Below are 12116 nucleotides of genomic sequence, written 5' to 3' on the forward strand. Positions count from 1 at the left end.
GGAGTTCACCAGTGGATGGATGAACATCGGGGAGGAAATCGTATATTATTTGGCCGATATACCGGCCTAACCCCTGTATCCGGTTGGCCTTCAAATAAAAATGCGCTCAACCGGTTGGTTTCCAGACTGAGGGAATTGGACGCAGAACTGTTAAAAGTAGCTAACTTGGACGAAGATATTCAATACTATTTCCCCAATATGGATGGGGGAGAAATGTGGTCAAGATGGGATATGCAAGAAACGCCCCCCGATATTCTTATTACCAACTATAGCATGCTCAATATTATGTTAATGCGGCGTATAGAAGAACAAATATTTGATAAAACCCGAAATTGGTTAGCCCAGGATAGAGCAAATAAGTTCTTTTTAGTGATCGACGAACTGCATTCATATCGAGGAACGCCGGGTACTGAAGTTGGATATATACTCCGCCTTTTATTAGACCGTTTAGGGTTAAACATCAATTCAGAGCAGTTAGTAATTATAGCTACATCTGCAAGTATAACCGATTCCTTGGAATCGAGGAAATTTTTACGAGAGTTTTTTGGCAGGGATCGTTTCAGAATCATTTCTGGTAGTGAAATTCTTCCACCAAAAGGATCGCGTTATAGCATTAAAAAGTGGGCCGATCACTTGAGTGTATTTCGCCGTAGGGTGGAACCGGATATAATGGATCCGATGATTCCCCCCAACCCCGGCGATCCAGAATCCCAGAAGGCTATGGAAGAATTGGCTATAATTATGGGAGCAGATACAAGTTATAACACTACACCGGATGCAATGCTAGCCAAAGCACTGTTTGATAACGGTATACCTGAGGCAGTAAGGGATGCCTGTCATGCTATCCACGGCAGTGTTAGACCCACAAAAATAACTGAATTGGATAAGATTTTATTCCCTAATATCAAACATAACGGAGTAGCTTCTGATGCTATGATTGGGTTGCTATTGGCGATGGCCCTAGGGAAAAATCCGGAAACAGGCCAATCTATTCAACCGGTTCGAGGACATTTATTTTTTCATAACTTACAAAATCTCTGGGTATGTAGCAACCCCAAATGTTCAGATCCGTCTTGTGCGGAAACAAAGCGATTTGAGGCGATGGGTACACAAGAAGAAGTCCCAGTAGGATCCCTACATTTCAGACATCGCTTAACCTGCACTTGTGGGGGACGGGTATTAGACCTGATTGTTTGTGAAGTATGTGGGGAAGTTTTTTTGGGGGGGTATAGAGTATCCCGTAAAATTAACTCTACTCGATTTGAAATACTCACATCTGACCAACCGGATCTTGAGAAAATGCCTGATCAGACATCGGTACTTAAGACATATGAAAAATATGCTGTTTTCTGGCCGATACAAAAGGGAACTGAGGTAAAACCTGAAGATGAACAATACCAAGTAAATAATATAGTTCGACGATGGAAAGCTGGACGGTTGAATGTATTTTCTGGTGTTCTCCGTCAGGACAATAAGGCACCGGATGATAATGAGGTTGGTGGGTGGATTTATGTAATCGGGGGCGATAATCCTAATGAACCATCCTTGCCAACTAAATGCCCACGCTGTGGAGCAGATTATAGATCAAAAATGGTTAGTTCTCCTCTCAGGAATCACCGTACAGGGTTTCAAAAGGCATGCCAGGTACTGGCCAGTGCGCTTTTTAGGGAAATGAATCCGTTTACTGATAATCAATCATTCCGTAAATTAGTGGTTTTTTCGGATAGTCGTCAGGATTCAGCCAAGTTGGCGGCAGGTATGGAGCAAGACCACTTTCGAGATATGATTAGACTGGCTTTATTACAGGCAATTTCGAAGTATTGGATGGAGTTTGCGGCATTCTGGAGAACCACTGTTAAGGTAATGCCTCAGGTAGCACATAAGATTCAGGAGATTAATCCTGAATTGTATTCTACAGTAATAGAACCTCAAAAAACGGAAGATGAGGTGCACAGGTACAGATTTCAAAAAAGTCATATCCAAATGATGAGCGAAATTATGAACTGGTCCTTAGGTATGAACCCAACCAATCTAGATGTCTATAACACTATGTTAAAAATGATCAAATTCTATCCGGGTAAAGTGCCTCTTTTTGAACTTAGAGGAGTAATACGCGAAATAATGCTGGGACTGGGGATGAATCCGGGTGGTAATGAATATCGAGTGAATACCTACTATGTGCAGGAAGGGGGAAGGGGCAAACCCCATGCTTGGCATGAGTGTTATAATTGGAACTCTTCTGAAGCTCAGGAAAAGGCCCAACTGGTACCAGAGGCCCGAAGATTGCTTGGTTTAATGGATAATTGCTTGGCTGAGGAAGTTATGCATGTACTTTTCCCTCATGTTGCTCGTACCTTTGAAGGATTGGGCCAAGGTTGGGTGACCTATGAAGAAACAACCAATGCTACTGATTTGATAATACAGGCGACCAATTCAGCCATACGTCTTTTAGGGGGGCGAAAAACTCACCGTTATCAAAGAGGTTATAAAGCAGGTTCCGAAACTAAATTACCGCGTTATGTCTCCAACTATCTTTCGGTCATTGGAGTTTCTGCAGCAGAGGTTGAAACAGAAATGGTCCATTCAAAAGCCGGCATGGGAGGGTTATCTTCGTTAGGACTGGATCCTGATTACCTTTATCTAAACCTTTCTCATTTTGATCATGAAGAAACTCGGCCTCAAGGCTGGCGATGTGTGACTTGTAATGCTTTTTATCTTCAACCCGCAGGTGGCTTTTGCCCGGAATGTGCTTCGCAAAGGCAGTCCCACAGGTTAGTTCCCAGTAATCCGCAATCCCATTTGGACTACTATTTATATCTTGCTTCTCAATCAGGGCCGGCATTTAGAATGCATTGTGAAGAGTTAACCGGACAAACCGATTATATAGACAGGATACGAAGGCAACGGTGGTTCCAAGATGTTTTTGTGGAGGATGAAATACCATTGGTGCACGGGGTGGATTTGCTTAGTGTGACTACAACAATGGAAGCAGGGGTAGATATTGGGCCTCTTTTAGCTGTAATGATGGCGAATATGCCACCCCGAAGATTCAATTATCAACAGCGGGTAGGTCGAGCCGGGCGTAGGGGGAGTGGTTTATCAATTGCATTAACCTTTTGTCGGGGGCGCAGCCATGATGATTACTACTATGAAAGACCTGAACAAGTTACCGGTGATCCCCCGCCATTGCCGTATGTTGATATGAATAATGAGAAGATTATTCGTCGGGTCCTAATCAAAGAAGTATTACGTATGGCATTCCGTTCATTACCAGATGATATATTCCCACCAGACCCGAGAGACAGTGTACATGGGGAGTTTGGTTCTGTTGAAGATTGGCCGGGTGTATCAGGAGAGATCCAAAACTGGATTCATAATCCGGAGAACGAGGGGAAAATTGTTGATATTTTTCGGGCCCTTACTCAGGGCACCCTCTGGGATTCATCAACGAAAAATCATGAGATGTTTTTGACACAAAATATAGTCTCCTTGCGTAAGGAATTGGTTAATGCAGTCTCAGAGGTTACCCAAAGTCCATATTATACACAGGAGTTCCTTAGCGAGAGACTGGCTAATGCCGGCTACTTACCAATGTTTGGGTTTCCAAGTAGAATTCGTAATATGTATACTCGGTGGCCTTCTAACGCTAATCCCTGGCCACCATCCAGCGGGTTGATAGATAGAGATCTGGAAGTTGCTATAAGTCAGTTTGCTCCTGGGTCCCAACTGGTCAAAGATAAAGCCGTACATACAGCATGTGGTGTTGTAGATTTATACCCCAAGGGCAACCAAGTGGCATCTAAACCGGGATTTATTCCCGATCTTATCGAAGGCAATCCTAGCCCGGTTGGAATATGCGGACACTGTCAAGCGGTAATGTATCTTCCTGGAACTGCCATTACAGCTCTGGGGGGCAGAACCCCAGAGGTAATTCAATGCCCCGTTTGTTCAGCGGTAGAAATGAGGCGCCTTGACGCTCGTGAACCCAAAGGCTTTTTTAGCGATTTGACACCTGGAGATTTTGAGGGTGTTTTTGAATGGGTACCGAATTCCACGCGTCCATTTCTGGCAATAAAGGCGGATAACCCCCACCCTATACACGTCAACAATGTGTGTATTTCCTCCTTTGCTGATGAGATTATTTCTATTAATGACGATGGCGGTAAGGGCGGTTTTGATTTTCAACAGGCTAAAGTACATAACCGATCTATACCTGGGGCTTATGCTGTATCACCGGCGAGCGATCTTTTCATAAAAGTAAACGGACCAGCTTGGAGAATTGCCCTGCTGGCGAAGAGATACACTGATGTGTTACTTGTGGATTTAAACCATTGGCCAGAAGGTATATTTGCTGATCCTACCACTGTCGAGGGTAGGGCAGCCTGGTATTCTTTTGCATTTACTTTGAGGATGGCTGCCGCAGTGGAGTTAGATATAGATACGACAGAATTGGATGCTGGATTTCAAGTTAAGAACCGGGAAGGATTCCCGGTTGGCTTGGCTTTTCTCTGTGACAAATTAGAGAACGGAGCCGGTTATTCCAGGTGGTTGGGGAGTGAAACAAGTTTTCATAAACTTCTGCGACAAGGATTTTTAACCGAACCTAGTAGTATGGCCACGCATTGGATGGAACACAAACATAAAAGTGCCTGTGACACTTCATGTAATCTGTGTTTAAGAGATTTTTATAACTCTATGTATCATGGACTTTTGGATTGGAAGCTAGGATTAGATATGTTGCACCTGGCTAGTGACCAGAATACGTCCATTGACCTCACATCTTCCTGGGGGAATTATGATAATCCGTGGACCAGTCTAGTTAATGGTGATACATCGAAAATTGCTGTTACCATGCAAAACCTTGGTTACCAACCCCCAACAAATATTGAAGGCCTAAATGTTTATATTCATCGTTCCCGTCCCCAGGTCTGGGTTGAGAGACACCCTCTTTGGACAGATAGTCATTCTGTTTACCAGACCGTTTATTATGAAATCAGTAGTAAATATCGACAACATACCATTAAACCTATGAATCCTTTCATGGCTATTAGGAGACCAGCAGATTTTGTTTAGGTTATGAGGTGATATATATGAGTGATGAATTAATTCTTGAAAAGTTTGGTAGTAAGGGTGGAGATTACTTCGAGATGATTGTTGCGAGTTCCCGGAGGTATTGAAGCAATCTGGCCAGGGAGGCCAGTTGACGGTCGTCCGGTTCGCTCTCCATGAAATTTCCACTCAGGCATATCCCGATGCTGTCGCCGTTGCCCTGGGGACCGCATGGGCGCCGATTGTGTCCAGGGGGCGGCCTTCTTCTATATTTCCGTTCTGTCGGATTACGAAATGGTAGCCGATGTCGTTGATGTTGAAAGAATCCTTTACGCAAGATGTGATTGGCATCATATCCTGTGACGTGTGACGGCTAACAGAAGGACGTCAGACTGTATTTGTGGTGCCAGGCAGTGCGGCCGAGCTAGGCTGCATCATATAACGGGTGGGAATCCCGTCCGGTAAGGTTAGCCAACCGCCGGTAATTAGTCTTGGAGGGCAGAGGGTAACCGCTGTCTTTAAGCGTAGACAAACAAGCAAACGGGCCGAAAGCAGTAGCTGAAGGTGTTGAGCCCCGAAATACCGAACATGGGAAGGCAGATGCTATTGCCTGAGCAGAATGCAACATCCTGGAAGTCGATAAGGCTAGACGACAGGACTTCCCCGGGGTCGGAGGCCTCGGCACGTTTGACATCGTTATGATGTAGTAACTCGGGAGATCCTATTTTCTCTTCTCCAGCCACGGAGGAGTATGACCGACAAGTGATAATAAGCGAGGGAGTCAAATGGGAAATAGGAAGTCGGATCATTGCGTAATACTGATGATAACGGGTAATGCCGGAGGAGGGAAGGCAATGACACAATGGAGCCCTTACAGGGGACACATTTACCACACCGGAGGTGGAGACAAAGTTAAATGGAAACAGGACTTGTAAGGATAGCAGAGATAGCTAGACAGAACCCGAAAGAACGATTCACAGCCTTGATACATCATATCAATCATGAAACACTGAAAGAGTGTCATCTAGAGATCAGTGGATCAAAGGCAAGTGGAGTAGATCAGGTGACAAAACAAGCGTACGAGGAAAATCTTGAAGCCAACATAGCAGACCTGATCGGAAGAATGAAGCGGCAGGCGTATAAACCCCAGCCAGTGCGAAGGGTATATATCCCTAAAGAAGGCAGCAACAAAAGGCGGCCCCTGGGAATACCTAGTTATGAGGATAAACTAGTGCAGAAAGGACTTGCAAGGATACTCAATACAATCTATGAGCAAGATTTTCTGGACTGTTCCTTTGGATTCAGACCTGGCAGAGGCTGTCACGATGCATTAAAGGTACTAAATCACATCATTGAGAGAAAGAAAGTAAACTATATAGTCGATGCAGACATCCGCGGCTTCTTCGATCACGTCGATCATGAATGGATGATGAAATTCTTAGAACTGCGCATAGCTGACCCTAATTTACTGCGCCTGATTAAAAGGTTTCTTAAAGCAGGGGTAATGGAAGCAGGAATCGTGTACGACACACCTAAAGGAACACCACAGGGTGGTATAGTATCACCAATACTTGCGAATATATATTTACATTATGTGCTGGATCTATGGTTTGAAAAGGTAGTAAAGAAAAGGTGTCAAGGTGAAGCATACTTGGTAAGATATGCCGATGATTTTGTGTGCTGTTTTCAGAACAAAAGCGATGCGGAATGGTTCTATGCGAACCTGCGGGAAAGACTGAACAAGTTCAATCTGGAAGTAGCAGAGGAGAAAACCCGTATTATAGCTTTTGGGCGCTTTGCAGATAAAGAGAGTAAAAAGCAAGGAAGGAAGAAACCAGATACATTTGATTTACTGGGGTTTACTCACTACTGCAGTAAAAGCAAGAAAGGCTGGTTTCGGGTAAAACGGAAAACAAGCCAAAAGAAATATCGAAGCAGTCTGCTTAAATGCAAAACATGGCTTAGGAAGCACCTAATTTCACCCACGGATTATGTAATAGAGATGTTACAAATTAAACTGCAGGGATACTACAGATATTACGGAATAACAGATAACTCCACGGCATTAAGAAACTTTTGTGACAAAGTACGAAGAATGTTATTCAAATGGTTCAACCGCCGTAGCCAGCGCAAAAGCATGAACTGGGATAAATATGTACGCTTTCTTAATAAACACCCGTTACCAAAGGGAAGAATTTATGTAGATATATATGACGTAAGGCCCGAGCTGCTGAGTTATCTAAAGTGAATGACATTGTGAGGAGCCGTGTGCGTTAATTGCGCAAGCACGGTTCTGTGAGGAGCATAATGCCAATCAGCCATGGAGCAAATATTGTGACACTCTCAGAGGAAACGGAGAGCAACAGATTAACACAAAGCGTCTCCTAAAGCTGAAAGGCATATGTTTACTCGACCCGGAGTTATTGACTTATTGAAGTGAGTCGGGAACAAAAGGATTTATAACAAACTCCGTGTAAACGCAAATTTGGTTACCTGAGAAACTGCTATTACTATGGGTTAATGAACAGATTCCCAAACTACGATTAGGTAATGAGAATATATTGTCAAGCTTTACGGCGGCAAAATCATCGTTCTCGAGCAGGTTTACGATTAGTTATCAAAACCATTAACATTACATATGGTTCCTCCGGTCTTTTTAGCGATCATTACTACGAAAGCGAAATAAACAATATTTAGCAGAATTATATCATAAATAGAGCTTAGCTGTTGGAAGCCTATCCGAATTTCAACTTGACCCCGATTTCGAAACCAGATGAGGATCTGGCCAAGATTTTAGGCTAAAAGAACTTTACCCCCCAAAAGGGTTAGTAGCGTTAAATTACCAGAATCAGCTCATAATAAGCTAACAAAAAAACACCGGGTTGATTACCCGGTGTTATCATTAAAATCTAAACAATTGTAGAGATATTCTGCATGGCTTCAATTATCTTGGTATAATTCCCCCGGGTCCAATTTTCTCTAAACATATCATTAAGTTTTAAGGAAACCTGCAGGTACATCTGTTCTGCCTTAACCGCCTCCGATAGCTCCATGCTGCTATGAACATAACTGGGTCGTACCTCTTCTTCCCGGGCTATAAGTTCAAATTCCTGCAGCCAATCAGGAATGAAAATCGGAACATTTAATTTCTGTTGTATGACCTCAGCCAGTGCCAGCTGCGCTTCTTCTTCTCCATGGACAATAAATATATCCCGTGGTTTAACTACAAAACTCATCAGCCAATCGATAAGGCCATCTTTATCAGCATGAGCAGAGTAAGCTACGATTCGCCTTATATCAGCTTTTACCGCAACTTTCTCCCCATGAATAGTGACTATTTGTTCCCCCTCCAAAATACGCCGGCCCAAGCTTCCGGCTGCCTGGTAACCAACAAACAGTATGGTTGATTCTGGTCGCCACAGGTTATGCTTGAGATGGTGTTTGATTCTTCCGGCTTCACACATACCACTGGCTGATATTATTATGGATTTACTCACACTATCATTTAACTGCATGGACTCTTCCCGAGTGCGGGTAAGATTCAGGTTAATGTATTGCCAGGGGTCTCCTTTAGTCATAAAAGCCCGGGTGGTATCCTCATAAGAATCCCGGTTTTTAACAAATATTTCAGTTGCTGCGATAGCCAGAGGACTATCTATATAAATCTGCATATTGGGGTCCAATTTCTTTTCATAACCAAGCATTATCAAATCATATATTAAGTCCTGGGTACGTTCCACGGCAAAAGCCGGTATAATCAGATTGCCGCCTTTGGCCATAGTTTCATTAATAACCTGTAAGAGCTGTTCTGCCCGGTCCATGGAGTAATCGTGCAGGCGATTGCCATAGGTGGACTCAATAACTAAAAAATCAGCACTTTCAATTATAGACGGATCTTTAACCAGGGGCTGGTTAATATTACCCAGGTCACCACTAAAGACCAGTTTGGATTTTTTACCGTCTTCCTCCACCCAAACTTCAACTATTGTTGCCCCCAGGATATGTCCTGCGGTACGTAACCTTATGGAAATATGGCAATTAATCTTTATAATTTCATCAGTATTAAGAGGACGAAACTGAGGAAGGCAGTTTAGAGCATCCTTGGCCGTATAGATAGGCTCAAGTAATTTCAGACCGGACCTTTTGAGCTTGCGGTTTTTCCTTTCCACTTCTGATTCCTGTATATAACCGGAATCGGGAAGGAGAACTTGGCATAGTTGTTCAGTTATTTGACTACAGTATATAGGACCGGTAAAACCCTTTTTACAAAGCTTGGGAATTAAACCACTATGATCGATGTGAGCGTGGGTTAATATGACAAAATTAATACTGGCCGGATCAACCGGGAAATCCTGATAGTTGCGTTGCTGTAAAGACTTGGAACCTTGAAAAAGGCCACAGTCTACAGCAAAACGAAAGTCACCAGTTTCCACTAAAAAGAAAGAACCAGTAACCGTTTTCGCCGCCCCCAGAAATTTAAGCTTCATACATTCCACCACATTTCAAGCAAGATACACTAATTATACAGCAACTATTAAAGATTTAGTTAGTTAAATAAACTACCAGGGGGTTATGCTAAAGAGTACTATTTTGCAACTTACCAAGTTTAGTTATAATATATTTAGTATCTTATTTGCAACAGGAGGCATTTAACCCATGTCTAAATCCGTTGATAGTTTCAATCTTTATAAAGTATCGGAGGCTATGCTGGATAATCCCTTTATGGCCTGCGTGGTTGTCGATGAGCACGGCATAATTCGCTTTATAAATCAAGCCTACCTGGAATGGTTGCACAAAGACAGAAACGAAGTAATGGAAAAGCACATTCTTGAAGTTACGCCCCATTCCAAATTACCCGAGGTTCTGCGCAGCGGGAAAAGTGATCCGCTTGACCTGTGGACGGTTAATGACCGTGAGACGATCATCACTCGCTACCCATTGATTAAAGATGAGCAGACTATTGGGGCGGTGGGGCAAACTATTTTCCTGGATAAAGCCGGGGCGAAAATACTTATGAAGAAACTGCAAACTATGGAAAAGGAGTATGAAACGGTATCAGAGGTGCTGGTGCAGAGTCCGTACCTCATATATGTGATTGTAGATAAAGCGGGCAGTATTACTTTTATGAACCAGACTTACCTGCACTTATTGGGGATGAAAAAGGAAGATGTGGTGGGAAAGCACATACTGGACATAACCCCCCATTCTAAGCTGCCAGAAGTTTTAAGAACCGGTGATATACACGAAATTGACACATGGACCGTCAATGGCCGTGACACCATTATTACCAGAACCCCCATTATAAAGGATGGTGAGATTACCGGGGCGGTAGGGAGAAGTCTTTTTTTGGATATGTCCCAGGCTAAAATGCTTATAAATAAACTGCAGGAAACAGCGAAAGAACTTAATTACTATAGGGAGGAGTTTCGCCAGCTTTATCAAGCCCGCTGGCAATTTGATGATCTTATAGGAGTTAATCCCGAGTTTACAATGGTCAAATCCATGGCCCAGCAATTAGCTCATACTAGATCTACCATCCTAATAACCGGGGAAAGCGGAACCGGCAAAGAATTGTTTGCCCAGTCTATACACAACCAGGGTGGACAGGAGGGGCCTTTTGTACGGGTCAATTGTGCAGCTTTACCTGAAAACCTGCTGGAATCCGAGCTCTTTGGTTATGAGGAAGGAGCTTTCACTGGAGCTAAAAAAGGCGGCAAGCCTGGAAAATTTGAGCTAGCCAAAGGAGGTACCATCTTTTTGGATGAAATAGGCGATATGCCTATCGGTATGCAGACCAAACTTCTTTCAGTACTGCAAGAACGGGTGATTGAAAGGGTAGGCGGCACTAATCCCATTTCCATAAAAGTAAGAGTAATTGCAGCCAGCAATCGCGATCTGGAAAAGATGGTTGCTAAGCAAGAGTTCCGGGAGGACCTTTACTACCGTTTGAATGTAGTACGTTTGCACATCCCTCCTTTGCGGGAGCGTATGGAAGATATCCCCTTGCTCGTTAATTACTTGATGGCTGGAATCAATACCCATCTTAATGCTAATGTGATGCATATTTCTAATGAAGCCCTGCATATGCTGCAAAATTATAACTGGCCGGGTAATGTACGCGAATTGCAGAACCTGCTGGAGCGTGCAATAAACCTGGCTTCATTAAAGCAGGCCGCCTGCCTGGAGGTACAACATTTCCCCTCGTTAACTGGGGAAGCACTTCCACCCGCAGTAAGTGAAAATGGGCGTACTACCTTGAATGATTCGGTGCAAAGATTGGAGAAAGAGCTGATAGAGCAAACGCTGAAATCAACCAATTATAATAAATCTCAGACAGCTAAAGAATTGGGTATTAACAAGTCGGTTTTATATAGTAAAATGCGAAAATATGGCTTGTTTGATTAGAGAAGTGAAGAGTAAGGGGTGAGGGGTAAAGTTTTTTCCCTTCAATATTTTACTATTCAAGCTCAACTAATCTAACAAAGGCAAGATCCCAAAAGGTATTTATAAGGGCAGAGCCAGCAATGCTGACTCTGCCCTTAACTTATCGAAAAAGCAAAAGGTTCATTTTGTTTAAGAAGTACCTTGAGTAAAAAATCACATCAATCAAGCTGTTAAGGTTGTCGATGTTTTTTTACAACCTGAGCAAATTTATATACATATATATTACGAAGGGTTGTAAAATAGGTCACCTTGTTGGTAATCCATACGAGTTTCGAAAGGTGCAAAACACGACGATTACACAATAAAGATTCTTTGCCTGCAGTTGCAATATAAGACAACAGAGAAATAATGGGTGTAAGGTGGAGCTGGACAAAGCGCCTAAATAGCGCAGTTTTATGATTGACATGAAAGTTGGCACACTTTTTGCTTAATAGTCTGATGAGATATATTCAGGCTATTTTTTTCGCATCTATGCTTATTTCTCTTCGATCTTTATCAGAGATCTTTGGAAAGGCAGGGTGGCCTTAAGGAAAGCGCAAAGTCGAATTCAAAGCATGGATAAGATGATGATTAGTAATTGTTTACTCGAAGGAGGTGAAAATTTTTCAAGGTTCCTTTTCATT

General features: G+C 43.0%; 5 protein-coding genes. 3 read left to right on the top strand and 2 right to left on the bottom strand.

The features are described from left to right. The first annotated feature begins 15 nt into the window (after positions 1-15). A complete protein-coding gene (locus tag SWOL_RS01550; protein ID WP_242649348.1) occupies positions 16-5073 on the top strand; it encodes a helicase-related protein in 5058 nt (1685 codons plus the stop codon). Between the two features lie 64 nt (positions 5074-5137). Here SWOL_RS01550 and SWOL_RS15200 read toward each other — a convergent pair whose 3' ends face one another. Then, positions 5138-5386, bottom strand: coding sequence for an N-acetylmuramoyl-L-alanine amidase (locus SWOL_RS15200; RefSeq protein WP_162010594.1), 249 nt, complete (start codon positions 5384-5386; stop codon positions 5138-5140). A gap of 579 nt (positions 5387-5965) precedes the next feature. On the opposite strand from SWOL_RS15200, the gene ltrA reads away from it, so the two are divergent. Next, positions 5966-7297, top strand: coding sequence for a group II intron reverse transcriptase/maturase (gene ltrA, locus SWOL_RS01555; protein WP_011639756.1), 1332 nt, complete (start codon positions 5966-5968; stop codon positions 7295-7297). A gap of 661 nt (positions 7298-7958) precedes the next feature. On the opposite strand, the gene SWOL_RS01560 is transcribed toward ltrA, so the two are convergent. Beyond that, positions 7959-9536, bottom strand: coding sequence for an MBL fold metallo-hydrolase RNA specificity domain-containing protein (locus tag SWOL_RS01560; protein WP_011639757.1), 1578 nt, complete (start codon positions 9534-9536; stop codon positions 7959-7961). A 169-nt stretch (positions 9537-9705) separates the two neighbouring features. Here SWOL_RS01560 and SWOL_RS01565 point away from each other — a divergent pair, with 169 nt between their 5' ends. After that, the gene (locus tag SWOL_RS01565) at positions 9706-11454 is read left to right on the top strand and encodes a sigma 54-interacting transcriptional regulator (protein WP_011639758.1); all 1749 of its coding nucleotides are present in this window, start codon (positions 9706-9708) and stop codon (positions 11452-11454) included. Positions 11455-12116 lie beyond the last annotated feature (662 nt).

The organism is Syntrophomonas wolfei subsp. wolfei str. Goettingen G311 (assembly GCF_000014725.1).
GTDB classification, from domain to species: domain Bacteria; phylum Bacillota; class Syntrophomonadia; order Syntrophomonadales; family Syntrophomonadaceae; genus Syntrophomonas; species Syntrophomonas wolfei.

Coding starts and splice junctions, on each gene's coding strand:
- SWOL_RS01550 (WP_242649348.1), top strand. CDS start 16: ATGGATGAACATCGGGGAGGAAATCGTATATTATTTGGCCGATATACC.
- SWOL_RS01560 (WP_011639757.1), bottom strand. CDS start 9,536: ATGAAGCTTAAATTTCTGGGGGCGGCGAAAACGGTTACTGGTTCTTTC.
- ltrA (WP_011639756.1), top strand. CDS start 5,966: ATGGAAACAGGACTTGTAAGGATAGCAGAGATAGCTAGACAGAACCCG.
- SWOL_RS01565 (WP_011639758.1), top strand. CDS start 9,706: ATGTCTAAATCCGTTGATAGTTTCAATCTTTATAAAGTATCGGAGGCT.